Source organism: Pseudomonas sp. EA_5y_Pfl2_R50 (genome assembly GCF_963970475.1).
GTDB lineage: Bacteria > Pseudomonadota > Gammaproteobacteria > Pseudomonadales > Pseudomonadaceae > Aquipseudomonas.
In genome coordinates, this window is the sequence record NZ_CAXAPT010000006.1 from 18185 (window position 1) to 43276 (window position 25092).

Annotated in this window: 24 protein-coding genes; 15 read left to right on the top strand and 9 right to left on the bottom strand. The window is 61.1% G+C overall.

Features of this window, described 5'->3' with window-relative positions:
- Positions 1-88: 88 nt before the first annotated feature.
- The 6 genes from hemC (at position 89) to AACY19_RS11850 (ending at position 5599) form a co-directional block, all read left to right on the top strand.
- The gene (gene hemC / locus AACY19_RS11825) at positions 89-1030 is read left to right on the top strand and encodes a hydroxymethylbilane synthase (RefSeq protein ID WP_339450408.1); all 942 of its coding nucleotides are present in this window, start codon (positions 89-91) and stop codon (positions 1028-1030) included.
- Positions 1027-1794, top strand: coding sequence for a uroporphyrinogen-III synthase (locus AACY19_RS11830; RefSeq protein WP_339450409.1), 768 nt, complete (start codon positions 1027-1029; stop codon positions 1792-1794). The genes hemC and AACY19_RS11830 overlap by 4 nt, the downstream gene beginning before the upstream one ends.
- Before the next feature lie 16 nt (positions 1795-1810).
- A complete protein-coding gene (locus AACY19_RS11835; RefSeq protein WP_339450410.1) occupies positions 1811-2953 on the top strand; it encodes a uroporphyrinogen-III C-methyltransferase in 1143 nt (380 codons plus the stop codon).
- Positions 2950-4188, top strand: a complete 1239-nt coding sequence (locus tag AACY19_RS11840; RefSeq protein WP_339450411.1) for a heme biosynthesis protein HemY — start codon at positions 2950-2952, stop codon at positions 4186-4188. Before AACY19_RS11835 ends, AACY19_RS11840 begins: the two co-directional genes overlap by 4 nt.
- A gap of 217 nt (positions 4189-4405) precedes the next feature.
- The gene (locus AACY19_RS11845; RefSeq protein WP_339450412.1) at positions 4406-4957 is read left to right on the top strand and encodes a disulfide bond formation protein B; all 552 of its coding nucleotides are present in this window, start codon (positions 4406-4408) and stop codon (positions 4955-4957) included.
- 183 nt (positions 4958-5140) lie between these two features.
- On the top strand, positions 5141-5599 hold the full coding sequence (locus AACY19_RS11850; protein WP_053124949.1) for an Rsd/AlgQ family anti-sigma factor: 459 nt from the start codon (positions 5141-5143) through the stop codon (positions 5597-5599).
- A gap of 55 nt (positions 5600-5654) precedes the next feature.
- Here the strand turns inward: AACY19_RS11850 and AACY19_RS11855 are convergent, their stop codons facing one another.
- Positions 5655-6320, bottom strand: coding sequence for an FKBP-type peptidyl-prolyl cis-trans isomerase (locus AACY19_RS11855; protein WP_339450413.1), 666 nt, complete (start codon positions 6318-6320; stop codon positions 5655-5657).
- A gap of 192 nt (positions 6321-6512) precedes the next feature.
- On the opposite strand from AACY19_RS11855, the gene AACY19_RS11860 reads away from it, so the two are divergent.
- A complete protein-coding gene (locus AACY19_RS11860) occupies positions 6513-7592 on the top strand; it encodes an AlgP family protein (RefSeq protein ID WP_339450414.1) in 1080 nt (359 codons plus the stop codon).
- Here AACY19_RS11860 and AACY19_RS11865 read toward each other — a convergent pair.
- Positions 7589-8050, bottom strand: coding sequence for a TIGR02444 family protein (locus AACY19_RS11865; RefSeq protein ID WP_339450415.1), 462 nt, complete (start codon positions 8048-8050; stop codon positions 7589-7591). The genes AACY19_RS11860 and AACY19_RS11865 overlap by 4 nt on opposite strands.
- Before the next feature lie 50 nt (positions 8051-8100).
- Here AACY19_RS11865 and AACY19_RS11870 point away from each other — a divergent pair, with 50 nt between their 5' ends.
- The 3 genes from AACY19_RS11870 to AACY19_RS11880 all read left to right on the top strand — a co-directional run bounded on the left by AACY19_RS11870 (position 8101) and on the right by AACY19_RS11880 (position 11420).
- A complete protein-coding gene (locus AACY19_RS11870) occupies positions 8101-10011 on the top strand; it encodes an ATP-binding cassette domain-containing protein (RefSeq protein ID WP_339450416.1) in 1911 nt (636 codons plus the stop codon).
- Positions 10011-10592, top strand: coding sequence for a mechanosensitive ion channel family protein (locus tag AACY19_RS11875; protein WP_339450417.1), 582 nt, complete (start codon positions 10011-10013; stop codon positions 10590-10592). Before AACY19_RS11870 ends, AACY19_RS11875 begins: the two co-directional genes overlap by 1 nt.
- 195 nt (positions 10593-10787) lie before the next feature.
- The gene (locus AACY19_RS11880) at positions 10788-11420 is read left to right on the top strand and encodes a LysE family transporter (RefSeq protein WP_158832113.1); all 633 of its coding nucleotides are present in this window, start codon (positions 10788-10790) and stop codon (positions 11418-11420) included.
- Between the two features lie 57 nt (positions 11421-11477).
- Here the strand turns inward: AACY19_RS11880 and AACY19_RS11885 are convergent, their stop codons facing one another.
- The 5 genes from AACY19_RS11885 to AACY19_RS11905 form a co-directional block, all read right to left on the bottom strand.
- Complete coding sequence (locus AACY19_RS11885; RefSeq protein ID WP_339450418.1) at positions 11478-12221, bottom strand: penicillin-binding protein activator LpoB; 744 nt, start codon at positions 12219-12221, stop codon at positions 11478-11480.
- Positions 12222-12224: 3 nt separating this feature from the next.
- Complete coding sequence (gene lpoB, locus AACY19_RS11890) at positions 12225-12812, bottom strand: penicillin-binding protein activator LpoB (RefSeq protein WP_339450419.1); 588 nt, start codon at positions 12810-12812, stop codon at positions 12225-12227.
- A gap of 36 nt (positions 12813-12848) precedes the next feature.
- On the bottom strand, positions 12849-13223 hold the full coding sequence (locus AACY19_RS11895) for a YcfL family protein (protein ID WP_339450420.1): 375 nt from the start codon (positions 13221-13223) through the stop codon (positions 12849-12851).
- A gap of 15 nt (positions 13224-13238) precedes the next feature.
- Positions 13239-14633, bottom strand: coding sequence for a COG3014 family protein (locus AACY19_RS11900; protein ID WP_339450421.1), 1395 nt, complete (start codon positions 14631-14633; stop codon positions 13239-13241).
- A gap of 213 nt (positions 14634-14846) precedes the next feature.
- Positions 14847-16247 (bottom strand): COG3014 family protein, encoded by a 1401-nt coding sequence (locus AACY19_RS11905; RefSeq protein ID WP_339450422.1) that lies wholly within the window; start codon positions 16245-16247, stop codon positions 14847-14849.
- A 205-nt stretch (positions 16248-16452) separates the two neighbouring features.
- On the opposite strand from AACY19_RS11905, the gene AACY19_RS11910 reads away from it, so the two are divergent.
- Together AACY19_RS11910 and AACY19_RS11915 are read left to right on the top strand one after the other, a co-directional pair.
- A complete protein-coding gene (locus AACY19_RS11910) occupies positions 16453-18345 on the top strand; it encodes an FTR1 family protein (RefSeq protein WP_339450423.1) in 1893 nt (630 codons plus the stop codon).
- 109 nt (positions 18346-18454) lie between these two features.
- Entirely contained in the window at positions 18455-18910 is a 456-nt protein-coding gene (locus AACY19_RS11915; RefSeq protein ID WP_339450424.1) for a YaiI/YqxD family protein, read from the top strand.
- 53 nt (positions 18911-18963) lie between these two features.
- Here AACY19_RS11915 and elbB read toward each other — a convergent pair whose 3' ends face one another.
- Positions 18964-19632 (bottom strand): isoprenoid biosynthesis glyoxalase ElbB, encoded by a 669-nt coding sequence (gene elbB, locus AACY19_RS11920; RefSeq protein WP_339450425.1) that lies wholly within the window; start codon positions 19630-19632, stop codon positions 18964-18966.
- A gap of 116 nt (positions 19633-19748) precedes the next feature.
- On the opposite strand from elbB, the gene AACY19_RS11925 reads away from it, so the two are divergent.
- Positions 19749-21080 (top strand): sterol desaturase family protein, encoded by a 1332-nt coding sequence (locus AACY19_RS11925; protein ID WP_339450426.1) that lies wholly within the window; start codon positions 19749-19751, stop codon positions 21078-21080.
- Here AACY19_RS11925 and AACY19_RS11930 read toward each other — a convergent pair.
- On the bottom strand, positions 20965-21615 hold the full coding sequence (locus tag AACY19_RS11930) for a DedA family protein (RefSeq protein ID WP_339450427.1): 651 nt from the start codon (positions 21613-21615) through the stop codon (positions 20965-20967). The genes AACY19_RS11925 and AACY19_RS11930 overlap by 116 nt on opposite strands.
- A 207-nt stretch (positions 21616-21822) precedes the next feature.
- On the opposite strand from AACY19_RS11930, the gene hemB reads away from it, so the two are divergent.
- On the top strand, positions 21823-22836 hold the full coding sequence (gene hemB / locus AACY19_RS11935; RefSeq protein WP_339450428.1) for a porphobilinogen synthase: 1014 nt from the start codon (positions 21823-21825) through the stop codon (positions 22834-22836).
- A gap of 18 nt (positions 22837-22854) precedes the next feature.
- Positions 22855-25080, top strand: coding sequence for a polyphosphate kinase 1 (gene ppk1, locus AACY19_RS11940; RefSeq protein ID WP_339450429.1), 2226 nt, complete (start codon positions 22855-22857; stop codon positions 25078-25080).
- Positions 25081-25092 lie beyond the last annotated feature (12 nt).

Below are 25092 nucleotides of genomic sequence, written 5' to 3' on the forward strand. Positions count from 1 at the left end.
CGGGAGGCCGCGCCGACTCTGATTCAAGTCAAAGTGGATTTGGCTGAGCTGTTATTATCCGCCGTATCTATTCAGTACGGATTGATCCATGTCCTCTCGCGAAATCCGCATCGCCACCCGTAAAAGTGCGCTGGCCCTCTGGCAGGCCGAATACGTCAAAGCCCGTCTGGAGGCTGCCCATCCGGGTCTGCTGGTGACGCTGGTGCCCATGGTCAGTCGCGGCGACAAGCTGCTCGATTCGCCTCTGTCGAAGATCGGCGGCAAGGGCCTGTTCGTCAAAGAGCTGGAAACCGCATTGCTGGAAAACGAAGCCGACATCGCCGTGCACTCGATGAAAGACGTGCCGATGGACTTCCCTGAAGGCCTCGGTCTGTTCTGCATTTGTGAGCGCGAAGACCCGCGCGATGCCTTCGTCTCCAATACCTATGCGAGCCTCGATGCATTGCCCGCCGGCGCCATTGTCGGCACGTCGAGTCTGCGGCGTCAGGCGCAGTTGCTGACGCGCCGTCCTGATCTGCAAATCCGTTTCCTGCGCGGCAACGTCAACACCCGTCTGGCCAAACTCGATGCCGGCGAGTACGACGCGATCATCCTTGCGGCGGCCGGTTTGATCCGCCTCGGTTTCGAAGACCGCATCACCTCGGCGATCAGCGTCGACGACAGCCTGCCGGCGGGTGGCCAAGGCGCAGTCGGCATCGAATGCCGCAGCGCCGATACTGAAATTCATGCCTTGCTCGCACCGCTGCATCACGCCGATACCTCGTCTCGGGTGACTGCCGAACGTGCCCTCAACAAACATTTGAATGGCGGCTGCCAAGTGCCAATCGCCTGCTACGCCGTGCTCGAAGGCGAGCAGTTGTGGTTGCGCGGTCTGGTCGGTGAGCCGAGCGGTGGCAAGCTGCTCAGCGCTCAAGCCCGCGCACCGCGCGGCGATGCCGAAGCGCTGGGCGTGCAGGTCGCTGAAGACTTGCTCAGCCAGGGCGCCGACGACATTCTCAAGGCGGTGTATGGCGAGGCAGGTCACGAGTGACTGACTGGCGCCTGCTGCTGACACGCCCCGCGGATGACTGTGCGGCGCTGGCCGAAACGTTGGCCGCGCAGGGTGTTTTCAGCAGTTGCCTGCCGCTTTTGGAAATTGCTCCGCTGCCGGTTTCGGCGACAATCCGTCGCTCGCTTGCCGAGCTGGTGCAATGCAGCGCAGTGATTGTGGTCAGCAAGCCGGCAGCACGTATCGCGCTCGAGTGGCTGGATGTCTGCGGGATGGCGCTGCCGGCGACGCCATGGTTCAGCGTCGGCGCGGCGACCGCGCAGATTCTGCTCGAACGCGGCCTTGATGCGAGCTTCCCGGCGCAGGGTGATGATAGCGAAGCGTTGCTGCAACTGCCGCGCCTGCGGCAGGTGGTCAGCCAGCCCGGCGCGCGGGTGATGATCCTGCGCGGGGAGGGTGGGCGTGAGCTGCTTGCCGAGCGCCTGCGTGAGCGAGGTGCTAGTGTCGAGTATCTGGAGTTGTATCGACGCGACTTGCCAGCTTATGCGCCAGGTGAACTGCCGCGGCGCATCAAAGCGGAACGCTTGAACGGGCTGGTGGTCAGCAGTGGACAGGGTTTCGAGCACCTGCGCCAGATGGCCGGCGATGCCTGGCCGGCGGTAGCGCAGTTGCCGTTGTTTGTTCCAAGCCCAAGGGTCGCCGAGCTGGCACACGCCGCCGGGGCTCAAATAGTTGTGGATTGCCGTGGCGCGAGTGCTGCGGCTTTGCTGACGGCGCTGCGGGAGCATCCCCAGCCCGTTTACTAATGCAAAGGATGGATACGTGAGCGAAACAGCCTTGCCCAAAGATGACGTCCAGCCTGTGATTGATGCCCAGGTTGAAACTCCACCGCCGGCCCCTGCGCCGCGCCGAGGCAATGGATTGGCCATCGTCGCCCTGTTGCTCGGTGCTGCCGGTGTCGCCATGGGTGGTTGGGGTGTCTGGCAGGTGCGGCACCTGCAAGCCAACACCGCGCAGCAGTCGGGTCAGGTACAGGCGTTGAACGATCAGGCGCAGAGCCTGAAGCTCAACGAGCAACGCCTGACCGAGCGCCTCGCGCAGTTGCCGGGTGCTGACGAACTCGCTGATCGCCAGCGTCTGGTGGCGCAGCTTCAAGGCGATCAGCAGCGCCTCAATCAGCGTCTGGAAACCGTTCTTGGCGCCAGCCGCAAGGATTGGCGTCTGGCCGAGGCCGAACACCTGTTGCGCCTGGCCAGCCTGCGTCTTTCGGCCTTGCAGGACATCAGCAGTGCCCAGGCGCTGGTGCAGGGCGCTGACGAAATTCTCCGCGAACAGAACGATCCCGGTTCATTCGCCGCCCGCGAGCAAGTGGCTAAAACCCTGGTCGCCCTGCGCAGCACCGAGCAGCCGGATCGCACCGGATTGTTCCTGCGCATCGGCGCGCTGCGGGATCAGGTCATCGGCCTGACCGAGCTGGCGCCGGAATACAAGGACCGCGGTGAATCGCTGCTCGGCTTGACGGCTGATGGTGACGGCGCCGGTCGGTGGGCGCAGTGGTGGGATCAGGTTTCCCGCTATATCCGCATTGATTTCAACGCCGATGACAATGTCCGCCCATTGCTCGCCGGGCAGAGCCTGAGCCAGGTCCGCCTGGCCCTGAGTCTGGCGCTGGAGCAGGCGCAGTGGGCGGCATTGAATGGTCAGGCGGCGGTCTACACCCAGGCGCTGGCCGAGGCCCGTGATGTGCTCAAAGGCAACTTCAATCCCGATAACCCGCAGAGCAAAGTGATGCTTGAGCAGGTCGGCGAGCTGAGCAAGGAACCGGTCACGGTCAACATCCCGGACCTGGCCGGGACGCTCAGCGCGGTGCAGGCTTATCTCGAGCGGCGCAATGTCAACGCTGAGGAGTCGGTGAAACCCTTCGCCAAGCCGTCCACCAGCACCGCGCAGGAGGCCACGCCATGAAACGCCTGTATGTAATCGTGTTTCTGGTGATCGCCGCGACCGCCGCGCTGGGCCTGGCGATTGCCGAACATTCCGGTTACGTGCTGGTGGCTTACAAGAGCTTCCGCTACGAATCGAGCCTGTGGGCGACCCTGGCGGTGATCGCCGTGTTGTGGCTGTTGATCTGGGGCGTCAAGGCGCTGGTCGAGTTGGTCATGGCCTCCAGTGGCGTGGTCAATCCCTGGTCACGGCGCAACCGCAGCCGTCGTGTGCAGGTGGCCATCGAACACGGTCAGCTCGATCTGGCTGAAGGTCGCTGGGCCAGCGCTCAACGTCATCTCTCTCGCGCCGCCGAAGCGGAGCGTCAACCGCTGCTGTACTACCTCGGTGCGGCGCGCGCGGCCAACGAGCAAGGTCATTACGAAGAGTGTGATCGACTGCTTGAACGAGCACTCGAGCGTCAGCCTCAGGCGGAGCTGGCGATTGCCCTGAACCATGCGCAGTTGCAGACCGACCGTGGTGACACCGACGGCGCACTGGTCACGCTGCAGGCGATGCACGAACGCCATCCGCATAATGCGCAGACGCTGCGCCAGCTGCAGCGTCTTTTTCAGCAGCGCGGTGAGTGGTCGCAGGTGATTCGTCTGCTGCCCGAGCTGCGCAAGGACAAGGTCCTGCCGCCTGCCGAACTGACTGAACTGGAACGTCGGGCCTGGGGTGAAAACCTGTCGCTGGCGGCGCATCGCGAGGAAGACAGCGCGGTCGGCCTGCAGTCGCTCAAGCGCGCCTGGGAACAGCTCACTTCAGCGCAGCGTCAGGAACCTGCGCTGGTGCTTGCGTATGCTGAACAGCTGCGTCAACTGGGCGCTCAGGTTGAAGCGGAGGAAATCCTGCGCACCGCCCTCAAGCGCAAGTACGACAGCCATCTGGCCCGCCTGTACGGGCTGGTGCGCGGCAGTGACCCGGCGCGCCAACTGCAAACCGCCGAAGGCTGGCTCAAGGAGCACCCGGGCGATCCTGGCCTGCTGCTGACATTGGGCCGTTTGTGTCTGCAGACCAGTTTGTGGGGCAAGGCGCGGGATTATCTGGAAAGCAGCCTGCGTTTGCAGCGCAACCCGGAGGCCTGTGCAGAACTGGCACGACTGCTCGCTCAGCTCGGCGATACCGAACGCAGCAATCATTTGTTCCAGGAAGGTCTCGGCCTGCTGGACGAACGTTTGCTCGCCGCACCGTTGCCCGTGCCGGCGCGGGTCTGAAGTCTCGAGGGAGCGTGCTCCCTCGCTTCACCTGATGACGGAAAAATCCCCGTCTACAAGCCTCCTAGGCAAAATCCTACAACGTCCTACATCGTTTCCTCTCATACCTGTCGGGTTTTCCCTACACATCTGGTGAAGTGTCGGCAGTGCCTTGCCTTGAAAGGCCGGCGCGCTTTCCTCTACCGTAACAGCCTGTCTCCACTGTTACGGATTAGCCATGTCGTTGGCCTGCTCACGCTCCTTGTTTTTCATGGCTTTCACCGCGGGGGCCATCGCCCTGGGAGCTTCCTATTACCTTGAATATGCGGTGGGTCTGGTGCCGTGCAGCCTGTGCCTGGTGCAGCGGTTCTTCATGACCCTGCTGACGATCTGCTGCGGCCTCGCGGCGGTGCATGGGCCCAAGCGCGGCGGTCTTTCGTTCTACTGGGTGCTCGCCTTTTGCGCGAGCCTCGGCGGCACGGTCGCGGCGTGGCGGCAGGTGCTGATGCAAAGCGACCAGATGCTGCAACTGGTCAATTGTTCGCCCGATCCGGAGAAGCTGTTCGGCAGTATGCCGTGGGTATGTGCCACGGTGCGGATGCTCAGCGGCGGTGCCGATTGCGCGGAAATCTCCTGGACGCTGTTTGATTTGAGCGTCCCGGAGTGGAGCCTGCTGTTCTTCATGGCAGTGTCGATGCTGGCGTTTTTTCAACTGACGCGGATGGTCTGGAACGCTCTGCAGCGACCGCTCAGCGGCGAAGCGTCGCACCGCAGGCTGGTGAGGGATTAAACACTTGTATGAACTTTGTCTCCTGCGTACCTTGAAGCCATAGGCGTGCGGGCATAATCTGGCCCGCACGTGTCATTGGATTTATGTTGCTCGATGACGCTCTGCCCGGCCGCCCTCCCAGTTCAGACCAGAAGAGGGGCGCGGGTGTAGAGCAGCATGACCCACAAGGGAAGAGAGATCGCCATGCTCGAAAGTTGTCAGAATGCTCAGGAACGTTGGGGTGGGGTTCATCTGTTGATCGACCGCTGGTTGCAGGAGCGTGAAGATCTGATCGGTGCCTACGACAATCTCGGTGCGCAGCCTGAGTCGCTGTCCGAGAGTCGCAAGCCCTTGCAGGAATTCTGCGGCGTGCTGGTCGATTACGTCTCGGCCGGGCACTTCGAAATCTACGAACAGCTGACGGGCGAAGCCAAGGCGTTCAACGACAAGCGTGGTCTTGAGCTTGCCGAAACGATCTACCCGCGCATCGACGTGATCACCGAGAAGCTGCTCGCGTTCAATGACCTTTGCGACGAAGGCAAGTGCGTTGCCGAGAAGTTCAAGGAACTCGGTGGCCTGCTGCACGAGCGCTTTGAGCTCGAAGACTGCCTTATCGAAGTGCTGCATACAGCACACAAGGAAGAAGATCCGGTTCAGGCCTGAATCTTTCCTTCAATAAAAAACGGTGCGCCCAGGGCGCGCCGTTTTTTATGCCTGATCAACTCGTCGCGCCACGCAATTCGACCTCGAACACCAGCGGTGTGAACGGTGCGATCAAGTCACCCGCACCGTCCGCGCCGTAAGCCTGATCCGATGGAATCACCAGTCGCCATTTCGCACCCACCGGCATGTTTTGCAACGCGGTGCGCCAGCCGGCAATGACGCTGTCGAGGTTGAACCATTGCGGCTGAGTGTTCTGATCGAACACGGTGCCGTCCGGCAAGCGACCGATGTACAAAACCTGCACTTTGCCGTCAGGTCCGGCCTTGGCTCCGGTGCCGGGTGTCAACTCGGTAAGCAGGATGCCATCGGCCAGTTCCTTCACACCGGGTTTGGCTTTTTCGGCGGTGAGAAAACGTTGCTCGATGTCCATCGCGGCATCGCTTGAGGGCTGTGCAGAGTGCTCGGCATTTTGTGCTTCATGATCGGCCAGAATCTGTTCGATCCGCGCCTCACTCAGTGCCAGTGGCTTGCCTTGATACGCCTGCTGCAGTCCTTCAATCAATGCCTGAATCTGCAATTGCGGGACTTCCTGACGCAGCCTTTCACCCAGGCTGGCACCGAGGCTGTAGGCCAGATCGTGAGCATCATTTGCCGTGGTTTTTTCGTCAGCGTTGGCCGCAGAAAAAATCATGCAGAGGGATAAAAAAAGGTAGCGCGACATGGGCACTCTCCGTCCTGAGATGCGGTGGATTATGCCAGCGCGAGCCCCTGCAACGGTGAACTGCTTTCACAGTGTTGAAGAACATTTTCACCTCCTTGCAACGCAACGGTTTCGATACTGTCAAGATGACCTAGCGGCGGTAGCAGCAGAGGTCTAGTATGAGCCGCACTCACGTCAGTCAGGAGGTAAACCATGTCGGCCACCAAGAAGCCTGTAAACACTCCGTTGCACTTACTCCAACAACTCTCGGGCAGCTTGCTCGAACATCTGGAAAACGCTTGCTCCCAAGCCTTGGCTGATGCTGAAAAACTGCTCGCCAAACTGGAAAAGCAACGCGGCAAGGCGCAAGAAAAACTGCACAAATCCCGCACCAAATTGCAGGACGCAGCGAGCGCCGGTAAAGCCAAGGCGCAGTCCAAAGCCAAGAACGCAGTGAAAGAACTGGAAGACCTGCTCGATGCGCTGAAAGAGCGTCAGTCCGACACTCGCAGCTACATTCTGCAACTCAAGCGCGATGCTCAGGAAAGCCTGAAACTGGCTCAGGGCGTGGGTCGTGTTCAAGAAGCCGTGGGCAAAGTGTTGTCCACCCGCGCGGCCAAACCGGCAGCGGCCCCGGCGAAGAAAACTGCGGCCAAACCTGCTGCGGCGAAGGCTCCAGCGAAGACTGCTGCGGCTAAGCCTGCTGCTAAAACCGCTGCCAAACCGGCTGCAAAAGCACCGGTAAAAGCGGCGGCCAAACCGGCTGCAAAAACCGCAGCAAAACCTGCTGCCGCCAAGCCAGCCGCTAAATCTTCTGCTGCCAAAGCTGCGCCAGCGAAAACCGCCGCCGCCAAACCCGCTGTAAAAGCTGCAGCAAAACCTGCTGCCAAAACCGCCGCTGCCAAACCAGCCGCAAAACCGGCTGCAGCCAAACCTGCTGCGAAAGCGGCGGCGAAACCGGCCGCCAGGCCTGCTGCCAAACCTGCCGTGAAAGCCGTCGCCAAGCCGGCAGCCAAGCCTGCCGCGAAACCGGCTGCCGCTGCTAAACCAGCGACCACTGCTGCCAAGCCTGCTGCGGCAAAACCGGCTGCTAAACCCGCAGCAAAACCTGCCGCGAAAAAGCCAGCCGCTGCCAAACCAGCCGCCAAACCGGCAACCCCTGCAGCTGCCAAGCCTGCCGCTTCGGCAACCCCGGCCGCACCTGCGCCAGCCGCCACTGCCTCGACCCCTTCGACTGCGCCATCGCCAGCCGCCGCGTCGAGTGTCAGCAACAACCCAACCAGCGCTTCCTAAGTGCCGGTAGCCGCGACGCGCAGCACTTGCAGCGCGTCGCGGTTCGGGCTGGCCGCAGCGCCGGCCAATCCCTCAAGCCAGGTCATTGAGCCTGTTTCGTTTCGCGTCCACGCCTGCGCTACCCCTTCCAGTCTTGACAGCAATGCTCGCTCAGCCTCCAGCTCGAGTGACTTGATCTGCTCGCGCATGCCTTTCAACACCGCATCATCCATCGCCCGCGCTTTCCATTGCATGCGCAGGGTTCGCAACGGCTGCACCACCTCGCGATCCCAAGGCCCGGTCAGTGCCTGAAGCACCTCCAGGCGCTGTTCATCGCAAGGTACTGCGCGTTGTTCCAGCCATAAACCGCACAACAGCAGGCACACATTGGCGCCCGCCGTCTGCAGTTGCAGGCAGGCGTCTTCCACGCCCGGACGGGCGTAGGTGGCAAGGGAAAAACTCCACAGGTCAGAGGACATCGTGCTACTCGCGCCAGTTGTGAGCGAAGCTGGTAGACTCCGCCGCCATTATGATCCGACTTCAGAACCTGACTTTACAGCGTGGCCCGCAACGTCTGCTAGAAGACGCCGAGCTGACCCTGCACGCCGGCCACAAAGCCGGCCTCATCGGTGCCAACGGCGCCGGCAAATCCAGCCTGTTCGCCTTGCTGCGCGGCGAGTTGCACCCGGACTCGGGCGATTGCCTGCTGCCGGCCGACTGGCGCATCGCGCACATGCGCCAGGAGGTCGACACCCTCGAGCGTCTGGCGGTCGACTATGTGCTCGACGGTGACCTGCGCCTGCGTGAGGTTCAGCGTGACCTCGCCGTGGCCGAAGAGGCCCACGACGGCGTTGCGCTGGCCCGGCTGCACGCTGAGCTCGATAGTGCCGACGGTTACACCGCCGACGCGCGTGCACGCAAACTGCTGGCCGGTCTCGGCTTCACCAATGAGCAGATGGACCGTCAGGTAGGCGATTTCTCCGGTGGTTGGCGGATGCGTCTGAACCTGGCGCAGGCATTGATGTGCCCATCGGATCTGCTGCTGCTCGACGAACCCACCAACCACTTGGACCTCGACGCCATCATCTGGCTCGAAGAGTGGCTGAAAAGCTATCCGGGCACTTTGCTGCTGATTTCCCACGACCGCGATTTCCTCGATGAAGTCGTCGATCACGTGGCTCACGTCGATCAGCGCAAACTGACCCTCTACCGTGGCGGCTACACCGCGTTCGAACGCGCCCGTGCCGAACGTCTGGCCCAGCAGCAACAGGCCTACGAAAAGCAGCAGGCGCAGCGTGCGCACATGGAAAGCTACATCGCCCGCTTCAAGGCGCAAGCGACCAAGGCCCGTCAGGCGCAGAGCCGGATCAAGGCGCTGGAACGCATGGAAGAGCTGTCGGCGGCTCACGTCGACTCGCCATTCGATTTCGTCTTCCGTGAGTCGACGAAGATTTCCAGCCCGCTGATCGACCTGTCCGATGCGCGTCTGGGTTACGGCGACAAAACCATCCTGGAGAAGGTCAAGCTGCAACTGACCCCAGGCGCGCGGATCGGCTTGCTGGGGCCGAACGGTGCGGGTAAATCGACGCTGATCAAGAACCTCGCCGGCGAGCTGTCACCGATTGCCGGGCGCCTGACCCGTGGCGAGAACACCGTGGTCGGCTACTTCGCCCAGCATCAGCTCGACTCGCTGGATTCCAAGGCCAGCCCGTTGCTGCATCTGCAGCGTCTGGCGCCGACCGAGCGCGAGCAGACCCTGCGCGACTTCCTCGGTGGTTTCGACTTCCGTGGCGCGCGCATCGACGAACCGGTGCTGAATTTCTCCGGCGGCGAAAAGGCGCGTCTGGCGCTGGCCCTGATCGCCTGGGAACGCCCGAACCTGCTGCTGCTCGACGAACCGACCAACCACCTCGACCTGGAAATGCGCCTGGCGCTGACCATGGCGCTGCAGGAGTTCAGCGGCGCGGTACTGGTGGTTTCTCACGACCGGCACTTGCTCAAGAGCACTACCGACAACTTCTATCTGGTCGCTGATGGCAAGGTCGAAGAGTTCGATGGCGACCTCGAAGACTACGCACGCTGGCTGGTGGAATACCGCCAGCGCAACGCGCCGGTCAGCAACACTCCGGTGAATCCGGACAAGACCGACAAGAAGGCCCAGCGTCAGGCTGCAGCTGCCTTGCGTCAGCAACTGGCACCGCACAAGCGTGAAGCCGACAAGCTCGAAGCCGAACTGGGCAAGCTGCACGAGAAACTCGCCAAGGTCGATGCCAGCCTCGGTGACAGTGACATCTATGAGCCGGCGCGCAAGAACGAACTGCGTGACCTGCTCGCCGAGCAGGCCAGGCTGAAGGTTCGGGAAGCCGAGCTGGAAGAGGCGTGGATGGAAGCTCTGGAGACGCTGGAAAGCATGCAGGCGGAGCTGGAGGCGCTGTCCTGATGGAAGCCTTCAAGCTGCCGCTGCCCGCCGTCTGGGTCGAGCCGGTGTGGTTTGCCGTGCAGATTCTGCTGATCCTCCTGGCCGGCTATGTTGCTCAGCGTTTCGTTGCCAAAGGCCTGACGCGTCTGGGCGAGCGCTATCCCTTTCCGCCGCAGCTACTGATGCCGCTGCGTGGCGTGTTGCGCTGGTTGATCATGGGCAGCGCGCTGATCTTTGTGCTGGAGCGCCTTGGCGTCTCGGCCACGGTGCTGTGGACGGCGCTGTCGGGGTTCGTCGCGGTGGCGGCGGTGGCGTTCTTTGCGATGTGGAGTGTGCTGTCGAACCTGCTTTGCGCGATTCTGATTTTCACCGTTGGACCGTTCCGTCTGGGTGACGTGGTCGAGTTGGTCGACACCACCGACAAGCCAGGCGTCAAAGGTCGGGTGGTGGCGATCAATCTGCTCTATACGACGTTGATCGAGGCGGAGGAGTTGGGCACCGGCAGCGCGATGGTGCAGGTGCCGAACAGTCTGTTCTTCCAGCGCTCGGTGCGACGTTGGCGTGGGACGGATGTGTTTCCGTCGAGTGGTTTCGAAAAGTAATGTCTGCGGCGTCTGTTCTGACGCCTTCGCGAGCAAGCCCGCTCCCACATTTTGGAATGCATTTCCCTGTGGGAGCGGGCTTGCTCGCGAAGAGGCTCTCAGCAGCGCCTGCAGCTTCCGGCAAAAAATCGGTAGTCATCCATTCAAACCCGCATTAGCTTATGCATTTGTCACGAGCATGAGTCGAGGTGTGCGATGGAGCTTCAAACATGGCTGGCGTTTTTTGCCGCCTGCTGGGTGATCAGTCTTTCACCGGGCGCCGGCGCCATTGCGTCGATGTCCAGTGGTCTGCAATACGGTTTCTGGCGCGGTTACTGGAACGCCCTCGGTCTGCAGATCGGCCTGGCGGTGCAGATTGCGATTGTCGGCGCCGGTGTCGGCGCGATCCTGACCGCCTCGGCCACCGCGTTCCATGCGATCAAGTGGTTTGGTGTGGCGTATCTCGTATATCTGGCTATCAAGCAATGGCGCGCGCAACCCATGGACATGAGCGATGACGCGGCAGTGCGGCCGATCGGCAAGCCGCTGGCGCTGGTGTTCCGTGGTTTTCTGGTGAATATCAGCAACCCAAAGGCTCTGGTGTTCATGCTGGCGGTACTGCCGCAGTTCATCAATCCCCATGCCCCGCTGCTGATTCAATACGTGGTGATTGGTGCGACCATGATCTGCGTTGATCTGATCGTGATGGCGGGCTATACCGGTCTGGCGTCGAAGGTGTTGCGCCTGCTGCGCACACCGCAGCAACAGAAGCGCATGAATCGCGCGTTTGCCGGGCTGTTCATTGGTGCGGCGGCGTTTATGGCGACGTTGCGTAAAGCTGCGGCGTAAAGCGCGCAGGCACAAAAAAGGCGACCCTGTGAGGTCGCCTTTTTTATTTCTCCCGACTCAGCGCAAGATCACTGGCGCCGTATCAGGCGGCAGGTTGTTGCGCTGCGGTGCCTGGCGCGGCTGATCGTAGCCGCCACCGCCGAGTTGCATGCTCAGTTGCCCGGCCACGTCCTCACCCAGCGCCTTCGAGACGTCACGCACCACCCGTGGGCGGTTCAGCGAGATCTTGATGTCGCGGTGGTTCACCAGTTTGGTGTCCTGCGCTTCGCCCATCGCCGTGAAGGCCGAGGTGATTTCGTAGGTCTTGGTGTTGATCAGGCTGAAATCCGCCACCAGCGTCAGGCCCAGCACCGCCGAATAGCTGTCGGTGTTGGCCAGTTCGTTGATGTCCTGGGTGAAATCGATGTCCGACACCGTTCCGAACAGTACATAGTCGGCGCCCTTGAAGTTGCCGGCCTTGATGCGTTTGATCACATCGTAAATGTCACCCTTGGACGCCGCCGTGTACGGCGTGCCCTGCACCAGCTGGAACATGCCGGTGCGCAGCATTTCACCTTTGATATCACCGGTGAATTTACGCAACTCGGCCTGCTCGATGTAGCTGGTGTTCGCTTCGTACTCGTTGTAATTCGACGAGCCGCTGGAGCTGTAGTAACCCTCGCGATAATTGTTCTGCGCCGAAACGATATGGATGTATTGCTCCACACGCTCCTGATACGCCAGATCCGTCACCGCGACTTTCGGGGCCGCTTGCACGCTGAACGCGCAAGCCAGGGCCATCATGCCAATCCATGCGCGCATCGATTAACGCTCCGTGGTTTTGCGAATCTCTTTTTCGTCCATCCACTCGGCCAGACCGCTTTCAACGTCGATCAGTTGCAGGCTGAATTTGTAGAAGACATCCTTGTAATCGCTGCTGCGCTTGACGATCGAGCTGATCGAACCTTCAAGGCGGTATTTGGCAGCGATCATGTTGCCAGTCTTGGCCACAGTGCTCTTCTTGTACAGACCACTCTGGTTTTGCAGCTTCAACTGGTCAACCTGGCTCTGCATTGCCGTGTTGTCGCTGGCGAAGCGGGCCACACCGGTCTTCATCAGCTGGGTCTTGATGCTGGTGGTGATTTCGCGGGTATCGATGTACTCGCTGGTCTTGTTCTTCACATCGTAAACCTGAACCACCGGGCGACCTTGCAGGATGCCGGACTGGGCCATCGAGCGGGTCATCGACTCGGCGATCATTTGCAGGTCGGTGGAACCGAACTCGTTGGTCACTGTTTCAACGGCCTTGGTGTCGCCGTAGCTGATGTTCTTGCTGCCCAGGGTCGGCGAAGTGTTGGCGCAACCGGAGGCCAGCAGGGCGAGGACGGCGATGCAGGAAAAGCGTACAAACATGGGAGTGCTCTCTAGAACTGAAATAGGGTGTCGGGCTTAAGGCGTCTTGATTTCCAGACGGAAATCCACGGCTTTGGCGGTCGGGGCGATGGCCTGGATGAAGCTGGTCTGCTCGCCGTACATCATTTGGCTTTTCCAGACTTCTTCTTCAGCGACCGGGAAACCTTCAGGGCCGAGCCAGGCGAAACGGTAGTAGAACGTCTTGTTGTTGTAGCTGGTGTTGCTCAGCTGCGCATTGACGGTCAGGAAGCCGTTTTCCCGGGCGACGCGCATGGCGCCGACCACGATGTTCTTCAGTTTGCCCATGGCCACGACCTTGCTCGCGGCGCTGCCCGGCTCCGGTGGTGGCGGGGTGGCGCAGCCGCTCGCCAGCAAGGCGAGGGCGGCGACGGCGATGAGTTTGAAGCGCATGCAAAGACTCCGTTCTTAAGGTTGTTTGAGGCTGGCGACATTGGTCGCGCCGGCACTCGGGACGACATGGGCGGCGAGACCGCCGGCAAACACCTGGTTGCCCACCGCGCGCAGGCTGATCACCTGATACCGCTGGTCGACAGTGATCTTGACCACCGAACCGCCCACGGCGCTCGGCAGAGTGACTTGGTGTTCGCCTTTCTTCAAGCGCAGACGCACCACTTGGGTGTTGTCCGGCAGGGTCCGCCATGTACGGGTATCGGCACCTTCAAGCACAGCTGAAGAAATACCCACGGCCAGACCGGCAAGCGGGTTGGTTTCGTTGATCTGCTTTTGCGCTACGCCTTTGGTGATCGCGCGCACGGTGGTGCGCAGGATGATCCCCGGCATATCGTCACGCAGGGCGCGGCGGGACATGGCGGTGATGCTGTTGAGGGCAGTCAGGTCGACCTGCTGGCCATCGACACCGATCTGCGCGAATGGCGCGGTGGTGGTGTCCGGTTTGATGATCGGGAACGACAACGGGGTAATGACCACATTGTTGGAAATCGGCAATGGCAGCGGCACGCGAATCGAGTCACGGGCGGGCGCCAGGCCGCTTTGCACGACGATCAGGATGTCGCTGTCGTCGCTCTTGACCGGTTTGTCGAGGTTGACCAGCGCCTGCTCGAGCAGTGGCGTGTTCGGGCGCAGTTCGGCGGCCTTGCGGTAGCCCGGTGCAGCGAGGTCTTTCTCACCCAGGGCTTCATAAACGAAACCGGCCAGGTAATGGCTGAACGCACTCTGGTAGCTGTTTTTCAGTCCGACCACTTCCGGCGCGTCGAGACTGGCGACCGGGTAGCCTTGCAGATCCTTGTACTGAGTCTTGATGCCTTCTTTCTCGGCCTCTTCCTCGCTCTTGAGGTACTCCTTGTCACGCAGGTCGGCGATCACCGCTTCACGCTCGTGGGTGCGCTTGATCGCGGTGCGGGCGCCGTCGAAGTCATTGACCGCCAGCAGGTTCAGGGCCATCTGCGTGGTCAGCATGACTTTTTCGTAGTCGTAGCCTTCGTATCGACGCACCTTGTCGTTGACGATGAAGCTGCCGAACTGGGCCAGGTACTTGCCGGTGTCGAGCTTGACCGAATCTTCCCACTGACCGACCACCTGATCAGCGCTGGTCCAGGCGTTCTGGCTGCCGGACAGATCGCCCTTGGCACGCAGCAACTCACCTTTCTCGAAATAATAGAGCAGGTCTTTGTCGGTGCCGGTGTTGTTCTTTTCCAGCAAGGTCAGCGCGGCGTCGACATTACCGGTGGCCAGTTGCTGGTTGGTCTGGGCCAGCTCGGAGTCGTAATTGCGAAATGCCGAACAGCCGGACAGCAGAGTGACGGCGCTGAGCGCGATCAGAGTGGGAGCGCGGAATGCCATGGGGGTACTTCTTCCCTGAGAGCTTATTAGTGCAGCCGCGTGTGCTGGTCGGGCTGATGGGACCCATCGACAGTGGCACTGGCCTCCTGCCAATTCCTCGTTACCCGAGGAGCTTTGTTGCCGCTTCGCAACCGCGAGGGCGGCGCATTATAAGCGCGGGATGATGGCCATGTAATAGCTTTTTAATTGCACTGATTTTTGAGGTGCCAGTACTTATTTCAGGTTCGATACCACGCCGTGGGCCGGCGCGCCGGAGGGCTGGAAGGCACTGCCATTGGCGAAAATCCGGTTACCCAGCGCCCGCAGGTTGATGACCTGGCGGTTTTTTTCGATGCGCACTTTCAGCGGTGTTCCGCCCGTCGGGTTGGACAGGCTGATCAGGTGCTCGCCCTTTTTCAGGCGCAGGCGCACCACCTGGGTCAGATCGGGCAGCGTGCGCCAGATGCGCGTGTCGGCTTGCTCGAAGGTGTCCCACTGGGTCACGTAGGATGCCTTGTCCGGATTACGCCGGTTGTCCGTGCCTTGCACATCGGCCGCGAGAAACGCCCGGTAGGTGGTGCGCTGGATAATGCCGGGCATGTCATCACGCAAGGTGCGCAGGGACATGTTGGTGATGCTGTTGACCTCGATGAGTTTCTTCTGCCGGCCATCGACGCTGATGTAGTCGAAGGAGGGCATGGAGACGTCCGGCACCATCACCGGAAACGAGATATTGGCAACGATCACCTGCCCGTCCTTCAGTCGGACCGGGTAGGGTACGCGGACTGAGCTGCGGCCCGGCGCGAGGCCACTTTGCACGATGATCAGTACATCGCTTTCATCGGCCTTGAGCCCGGGATTGTCGAGGTCGTGCAGGGCCTGCTGAAAAATCGCCATGTCCGGGCGCAATTCGATGGCATGACGATAACCCGGCGCGGCGAGATCCTTCTCTCCCAGGGCTTCATAGGTGAAGCCGGCGAGATAGTGGCTGAACGCACTTTGATAACCGTTTTTCAGAGCCATCACGGCGGGGGATTCGAGCATGACCACCGGGTAGCCTTGCAGATCCTTGTAATGCACCTGCGCGCCCTGAGCCTTGGCCGCTTCCTCGATGCGCTCGTATTCCAGTTCTCGTTGCCGAGCGATCAAGTCTTCCCGTTCGTGGGTTTTCCTGATGTCGGCACGGGCACCGTCGAAGTCATTGAGCGCCAACTGGTTCAGGGCCATCTGCGTGGTCAGCATGACTTTTTCGTAATCGTAGCCATCGTAGCGCCGCAGTTTGTCGTTGATGATGCTGCCCAGTTGATTGCCCACCGTGGCCAGCCATTTATCGGTGGCCGTCTGGATCGTGTCCTGGCGCGCAATGATCATCTGTTCGGCGCTGCGCCACGCGACCTGGCTCTGCGGCAGGTCACCGCCAGCGCTCAGCACCGAGCCCTTCTCGAAGTAATAGAGCAAATCCTTGTCTTCGCCGGGGTTATGCGCCTCGATCAGGGCGAGCGAACCGTCGATATTGCCCGCCTTGAATTGCTGCGTGGTCTGTTCCAGTTCCAGATCGTAATTGCGATAGGCCCCGCAGCCGCTGAGTTGCACAACAGCGGCGATCAGCAAGAGCGGCAGCAAACAGTGACGCATGAGCGGTTCTTCCTTGAACGGAGAGGGCGAAATAGTGGCGCATTATAGGGACGATGTGCGGATGCTGGTACGCCATGCGCGCCGGCGCCTGCTCGAACGCGAGCGAAACATGGATGCTTCTTTACGCTGAATAGCAACAACACTTGAGGGATTCATCGCCGGAGTGAACAATATGTAACTTCGCATTTCCATTTGAGACTCATTCATGACTGCCTCGTCCCGTTTTCTGGCTTGGCTGGTGTTCCCGTTGTTTGCCCTGAGCAGCTTCAATCTGCTGGCCGATACTGTGGAAGGCGCGCCGCAAGCGCTGCACCTGCTCGATTACATCAGCGCGGACTACCCGCCGACGGTCGAGGCGGGAACAGTCGTCGATGACGCCGAATACCGCGAGCAACTGGAGTTCACCCGGGCGCTGCAAGGCTTGATTGCCGGCATGCCGGCCAAGCCCGAAAAGGCCGCACTGGAGCAGGGTGTCGAGGCCATGCGCGTGGCGATTGCGGCGAAGCAGGATGGAGCCGAAGTGGCCCGTCAGGCGCGGCAACTGGGCGCGCAATTGGCGGTGGCCTATGAAGTCAGCCAAGCGCCGATCATCACCCCCGATCCGGTTCGCGGCGCACCGCTCTACGCGCAGAACTGCTCGGTGTGCCACGGCGAGACCGGTGCCGGTGACGGTCCGGCGGGTCTCGGCATGACGCCGCCGCCAGCCAACCTGCGCGATGCCGCGCGGCTGGATCACCTGAGTTTGTATGCGATCTACAACACCCTCGGCCAAGGCGTCGAAGGCACCGACATGCCGGCGTTTGCCGACCAGCTCGATGATCGTCAGCGTTGGGACCTGGCCACCTACATCGCCGGTTTCAGCGCCGATGCGGCGGCTCAATCCGACAAGCGCTACAACATCGCCGATCTGGCGCGCCAGACCCCGGCAGAAGTACTCGCCGCCGAAGGCGCGCAAGCCGCCGCAACTTTCCGCGCGCAACGTGCGCAGCCGCCACAGGTCAAGCGCGGCCCGGCGCAGTTGCTCGACTATACCGCTGCGACGCTGGACAAGAGCCTCGCCGCCTACCGCGCTGGTGAACACGATCAGGCCTATGACCTGTCGGTGGCGGCGTATCTGGAAGGCTTCGAACTGGTCGAGAGTTCGCTGGATAACGTCGATGCCAACGTGCGCAAGGACACTGAGAAATCGCTGATGGCGTATCGGCAATCGTTGCAGGACGGTTTGCCGGTCGAGCAGGCCGAGCAGCGCCTGGACGCCGCCAAGGCCAAGCTCAAGGAATCTGCCGGGTTGTTGGGCAGCGACGGCTTGAGCTGGTCACTGAGCTATATCTCCGGTCTGTTGATTCTGCTGCGCGAAGGTCTGGAAGCGATTCTGGTGCTGGCGGCGATCCTTGCTTTCCTGCGTAACACCGGCCAGCAATCGGCGGTGCGCAGTGTCAACGTCGGTTGGGGGCTGGCGCTGTTGGCTGGCCTCGGCACCTGGGCGTTGGCCGCGTATGTCATCGATGTCAGCGGCTCGCAACGTGAATTGCTTGAAGGCGCGACCGCACTGTTCGCCAGCGTCATGGTGCTGTGGCTCGGCGTGTGGATGCACGACCGCCGTCATGCGGCAGCCTGGCAGGATTACATCAAGAGCAGTCTGGTCGGCGGCGGCGGGCGTTTCGGTTTTGCGATCCTCGCGTTCTTCTCGGTGTACCGCGAGTTGTTCGAAGTGATCCTGTTCTACGAAACCCTGTGGCTGCAGGCCGGCCCGGCCGGGCATAACGCAGTCCTCGCCGGTGGTGCGACGGCACTGGTGTTGCTGGTCGGTCTGGCGTGGGTGATCCTGCGCGGTTCGGCGAAACTGCCGCTGACGCTGTTCTTCAGCATCAACGCGGCGCTGCTGTGCGCGTTGTCGGTGGTGTTCGCCGGGCATGGCGTGAAGGCGTTGCAGGAAGCCGGGATCTTCGGCACACGGCCGGTGGCATTCTTTGAGTTCGACTGGCTGGGGATTCATGCCGATGCGTTTTCGTTGACGGCGCAGGCCGTGGCGATTCTGGCGATTGTTGTGTTGTATGGACGTAGCTGGATGGCTGAGAGGAAGCGGGTCGCCGCTTAACGGCATTCGCTGCGCTCACATTCGCGGGCAAGCCAAGCTCCCACAGGTTTAGCGTTAACCTTGTGGGAGCGGGCTTGCCCGCGATGCTTTTTGAATTGAGGAAAACAACATGCGTGTCTGGATCGATGCCGACGCCTGCCCACGGGCGGCGAAGGATCTGGTGGTGAAGTTCGCCCTCAAGCGCCAGTTCGAAGTGGTGCTGGTGGCCGGGCAGCCGCAGATCAAGCCGGGGCTGGCCATCGTCAAACTGATCGTGGTGCCGAGCGGCCCGGATGCGGCGGATGATTATCTGGTCGAGCACGCCGTGCCCGGCGAACTGGTGATCTGCAGCGATATCCCGCTGGCGGACCGTCTGGTGAAGAAGGGCGTGGCTGCGCTCGATCCGCGCGGCAAGGAGTTCGATGCGCAGAACATGGGGGAGCGGCTGGCGGTGCGCAACCTGTTCACTGACTTGCGCGAGCAAGGCCAGATGAGCGGTGGTCCCGCACCGTTTGGTGAGCGCGAAAAACAGGCGTTTGCCAATGCGCTGGATCGCCTCCTCACGCGCCTGACCCGCCATTCTTGAGCCTTACACAAAACCTGTGGGAGCGAGCCTGGGGGTTTGTGTGCAGTCTGAAATCAGGCGTCGTTTTCGTGGGTCAGTTCGAGCACGCGATCCACGAGTTTGTTGATCCCGGAAGCCGCTTCACTGATGTTTTGCGCCAGCATGTAAGCCGGGGTGGTTACCAGTTTGCGTGCCTTGTCTTCGATGATGTCAGTCACCGCGCAATCTTCGTGGGTGGCGCCCATCTTGTTCATCGCCGTGGCGGTGTCGGCGTCGTTACCGATGGTGCAGGTCACGCCCGGGCCGTAGATCTTTGCCGCCAATGCCGGCGAAATGCACATCAGACCGACAGGCTTGCCCGCTTCGGCAAATGCCTCGGCCAGCGCCAGCACTTCTGGTTGCACGCTGCAGCCGGCGCCTTCGATGGCGAAGTTCGACAGGTTCTTCGCTGCCCCAAATCCGCCGGGCACGATCAGCGCGTCGAAGTCGTCGACGTCGGCGTCGCGGATGTCCTTGATGTTGCCCCGGGCAATGCGCGCCGATTCCACCAGCACGTTGCGCGACTCGGGCATTTCTTCGCCGGTCAGGTGGTTGATCACATGCAATTGCGCGATGTTCGGGGCGAAGCACTGCACCTGGGCGCCGCGCTGGTCGAGGCGTAGCAGGGTGATCACGCTCTCGTGGATCTCGGCGCCGTCGTACACGCCACTGCCGGACAGGATCACTGCAACTTTTTTGCTCATGGTTTTCTCTCCAGATTCATGGCGCTAAATGTCCACTAAATTGTCGCGCGTTGCCATAGGGTTAATGGCTGGCTGCGCCTAGGATCTATTGCATACGTTTGCGAGCGGGGCGCGTCATGGATTTGATTCTGTATGCGGTGCCGTTTTTCCTGGTGTTGATTGCCGTGGAACTGATTGCCGACCGCTGGCGCGGGGTCAGCAACTATCGCTTGGCCGATGCGGTGAACAGCATCAGCACCGGTGTGCTGTCGACCACCACCGGCCTGTTGACCAAAGGCGTCGGCCTGGTGACCTATGCCTTTGCCCTCGAACATCTGGCGTTGATCAGTCTGCCGGCGCAAAGCGTCTGGACCTGGTTGTTCGCCTTCGTCCTCTACGACTTCTGCTACTACTGGCTGCACCGCCTGGGCCATGAGCGCAACATCCTCTGGGCGGCGCACTCGGTGCATCACCAGAGCGAGGAATACAACCTCTCCACTGCGCTGCGCCAGACCAGCACCGGGTTTCTGCTCGGCTGGATGTTCTATCTGCCGATGGCCGTGCTCGGCGTGCCGCTGCTGGTGTTCGTCAGCGTCGCGGCGCTCAACCTGCTCTATCAATTCTGGGTACACACCAAACACATTCCCAAGCTCGGCTGGTTCGAATGGTTTTTCGTCACGCCGTCCAATCATCGGGCCCACCATGCGCAGAACGCTCTCTACATGGATCGCAACTACGGCGGGGTGTTCATTCTTTGGGATCGGCTCTTCGGCACATATCAGGAAGAAGACGATAACGAGCCGGTGATTTTTGGCGTGACCACGCCGCTGGCAAGCTGGAATCCGCTGTGGGCCAATCTACAGTTCTATGCACAGTTGTGGGATGACGCACGTCGCGCCGAGCGCCCATGGGACAAGTTGCGGATCTGGTTCATGCGCACCGGGTGGCGGCCGGCGGACGTCGCGGCAAAGTACCCGATGAACAAACCGGATCTGGCCCGCTTCCGGAAGTTCGAGGTGCCGCTCGGGCGTCGCCAGCAGGGGTATGTAGCGCTGCAATTTTGCGTTTATATCGCGCTGGGCAGTTATCTGATGAATCTGGAGCGCAGTTTGCCGATGGCCGCGCTATTGCTCGGTTGGGGGACGGTGGCGTTCGGCGTGTTTGCGTTGGGCGTGGCCCTGGAGAATCGCCCGTGGGCGTTGAAGGTCGAGGTGTTGCGGCTGGGCTTGAACCTGCCGTTGGCAGTGCTCGCGCCGCTGGTCGGGCTATGGCCGGCCAACCCGCTGATCTGGGCGGGTCTGCTCGGGTACAGCCTGATCAGCGGCATCGGGCTGTACGTTTGCCGGCAGCGGCTTATTCGGCTGGCGTCTTGGGATCGGCGGACCTGGCCTGCTCGGCAAGATGGATCTGCTCAGCCTTCGCGGCTTGTTCGTCCTCGTAGATCTTCTTCGCCAGACGGGCATTCTTGAAGCGCCGGCGCAGCCACAGGCCGACACCCAGTACCAGCAATGCGCCGAGCACCCACAGCTCGTACTTCTTGATGCTGCCGAGCATGCCTTCGAGCACTGCACCGAAGTGGTAAGCCGCGGCAGCAAGGGCGGTGGCCCAGATCGCCGCGCCAATGCCGTTCAGCAGCAGATAGCGTCCCGGCGGGTAGCCGGACAGACCTATCGCCACCGGCATCACCGTGCGCAAGCCGTAAACGAAACGGAAGCTCAGCACCCAGATGTCCGGATGCTTGCGAATGTGCTCCAGCGCGCGGTCGCCCATCAGCTGCCAGCGCGGTTTGCGCGCGAGTAATTTGCGCCCGTGCTTGCGGCCCAGGAAGTACCACAGCTGATCGCCGGCATAGCTGCCGAAGAACGCCACGACCACCACAATATTGATGTCCATGTATCCACGGAACGCGAGGAAGCCCGCGAGCACCAGAATGGTTTCGCCTTCGAAGAACGTGCCGAGAAACAAGGCAAAGTAGCCAAAGTCATGCAGAAATTGTTGGAGCATTGTCTGGGTGCTGGCGAAATGAACGCGCAGCCTAACCCTTCGGACACATTCATGAAAGTGTCCAAATGTGTCTCGACGTGAACAATTCCTACACTGAGAATGGAATGCGGCTACATGTCGCGGACCTCACACAACTGTCATCTGTTCGTCATAATGGCCGTCTATAACTGTCACGCTCGCCCGTTTGCGCGGGCTCAGGAGTCTGCCGTGAGCTTTACCCCTGCCAACCGTCTGTTCCCTGCAACGCGCCTGCGCCGCAATCGCCGTGATGATTTTTCGCGTCGGCTGGTACGGGAAAATGTGCTGACGGTCGATGACCTGATCCTGCCGGTATTCGTGCTCGACGGTGAAAACCGCCGCGAAGCCGTGGCCTCGATGCCGGGTGTCGAGCGCTTGACCATCGACCTGCTGCTTGAAGAAGCGGCGAAATGGGTCGAACTGGGGATTCCGGCGCTGGCGCTGTTCCCGGTCACTCCGCCCGAATTGAAATCCCTCGACGCCGCCCAAGCCTGGAATCCCGAAGGTATTGCCCAGCGCGCCACTCGCGCCCTGCGTGAGCGCTTCCCGGAACTGGGCGTGATTACTGACGTGGCGCTCGATCCGTTCACCACCCATGGCCAGGACGGCATCCTCGACGAAGAAGGTTACGTACAGAACGACATCACCGTCGACGCCCTGGTCCGCCAGGCCTTGTCCCACGCCGAGGCTGGCGCGCAGGTGGTTGCGCCGTCGGACATGATGGATGGGCGCATTCAGGCGATCCGTGAAGCGCTGGAGATTGCCGGCCACGTCAACGTGCGGATCATGGCCTATTCGGCCAAGTACGCCAGCGCCTATTACGGCCCGTTCCGCGATGCCGTCGGTTCGGCGTCAAATCTGGGCAAGGCCAACAAGGCCTCCTATCAGATGGACCCGGCCAACAGCGACGAAGCGCTGCACGAAGTCGGTGCGGACTTGTCTGAAGGCGCGGACATGGTCATGGTCAAACCCGGCATGCCGTATCTGGATATTCTTTTCCGGGTAAAAGATGCCTTCAAAGTGCCGACCTTCGTCTATCAGGTCAGTGGCGAATACGCCATGCACATGGCAGCGATCCAGAATGGCTGGTTGAGCGAAGCGGTGATTCTTGAATCACTGACCGCCTTTAAACGTGCCGGTGCAGATGGCATCCTGACTTACTTTGCCGTTCGTGCCGCTCAATTGTTACGAGAGCAGAAATAGCCCTCCCAGGAACATTCGATGAATACCGAAGGACTCACTGAAGTTGCCGTAAAAGAAGCTCAACCGGTGGTCGAGCAAATCGCTGAAACCCCGCCGGAACTGGAGCCAGCGCCACCCGCGCCGGCGGCCGAAACCGCTGTGGCGGTGCCGGCGATTGCCATTCCCGGTCTGGATGACAGCAGCCTGTACATCCATCGCGAGCTTTCGCAATTGCAGTTCAACATCCGCGTGCTGGAACAGGCGCTGGACGAGTCCTATCCGTTGCTGGAGCGACTGAAGTTTCTGCTGATCTTCTCCAGCAACCTCGACGAATTCTTCGAAATTCGTGTGGCCGGCCTGAAGAAACAGATCACCTTCGCCCGTGAACAGGCCGGTGCCGATGGTTTGCAACCGCATCAGGCATTGGCCCGCATCAGCGAGCTGGTGCACGGTCACGTTGACCGCCAGTACGCGATCCTCAACGACATCCTGCTGCCGGAGCTGGAAAAGCATCAGGTGCGCTTCATCCGTCGCCGCAACTGGACGGTCAAGCTCAAAACCTGGGTGCGCCGCTATTTCCGCGACGAGATCGCCCCGATCATTACCCCGATCGGCCTCGATCCGACGCACCCGTTCCCGTTGCTGGTGAACAAGAGCCTGAACTTCATCGTCGAGCTGGAAGGCATCGACGCCTTCGGTCGCGATTCCGGTCTGGCGATCATCCCGGCACCGCGTCTGTTGCCACGGATCATCAAGGTGCCGGAAGAAGTCGGCGGCCCGGGCGACAACTATGTGTTCCTGTCGTCGATGATCCATGCGCACGCCGATGACCTGTTCCAAGGCATGAAGGTCAAGGGCTGCTACCAGTTCCGCCTGACCCGAAACGCCGACCTGGCGCTCGATTCCGAAGACGTCGAAGACCTGGCCCGCGCCCTGCGTGGCGAGCTGTTCTCGCGCCGTTACGGCGATGCAGTGCGTCTGGAAGTCGCCGACACCTGCCCGAAACACCTGTCGGACTACCTGCTCAAGCAGTTCAACCTGAGCGAGAGCGAGCTGTATCAGGTCAACGGCCCGGTCAACCTGACGCGGCTGTTCAGCATCACCGGTCTGGACAGTCATCCGGAGCTGCAATACACGCCGTTCACCCCGCAGATCCCGAAACTGCTGCAGAACAGCGAAAACATCTTCAGCGTGGTCAGCAAGCAGGACATCCTCTTGCTGCACCCGTTCGAGTCGTTCACCCCGGTGGTCGACCTGCTGCGCCAAGCCGCAAAAGACCCGCACGTGCTCGCGGTACGCCAGACGCTGTACCGTTCCGGCGCCAATTCCGAGATCGTCGATGCGCTGGTGGATGCCGCGCGTAACGGCAAGGAAGTGACGGCGGTTATCGAGTTGCGCGCGCGTTTCGACGAAGAATCCAACCTGCAACTGGCCAGCCGTCTGCAAGCGGCCGGTGCGGTAGTGATCTACGGCGTGGTCGGCTTCAAGACCCACGCCAAGATGATGCTGATCCTGCGTCGCGAGGCGGGCGAAATCGTGCGTTACGCGCACCTCGGCACCGGTAACTACCACGCCGGTAACGCCCGTCTCTATACCGACTACAGCCTGCTGACCTCCGACGATGCCTTGTGCGAAGACGTCGGCAAACTGTTCAGTCAGTTGATCGGCATGGGTAAAACCCTGCGCATGAAGAAACTGCTGCATGCGCCGTTTACTCTGAAGAAGGGCATGCTCGACATGATTGCCCGGGAAACCCAGTTCGCTGTCGAAGGCAAACCGGCGCACATCATCGCCAAGTTCAACTCGCTGACCGATCCGAAGATCATCCGCGCGCTGTACAAGGCCAGCCAGTCCGGCGTGCGCATCGATCTGGTGGTGCGCGGCATGTGCTGTCTGCGTCCAGGCATCGCGGGTGTTTCGCACAACATCCATGTGCGCTCGATCATCGGCCGCTTCCTGGAGCACACGCGGGTGTTCTATTTCCTCAATGGCGGCGATGAGCAGATGTTCCTCTCCAGCGCTGACTGGATGGAGCGCAACCTCGACAAGCGCGTCGAGACGTGCTTCCCGGTGGAAGGTAAAAAGCTGCTGACCCGGGTGAAGAAAGAGCTGGAGCTGTATTTGACTGACAATACCCACAGCTGGAGTTTGCAGTCGGATGGTCGGTACATCCGCAATACGCCGACGGGTAATCAGAACCCGAGGAGTGCGCAGGCAACGTTGCTGGAACGGTTGGGTAGCCCGATTTTGCCGGTGAGCAGCTAAATCAAAAGCAAA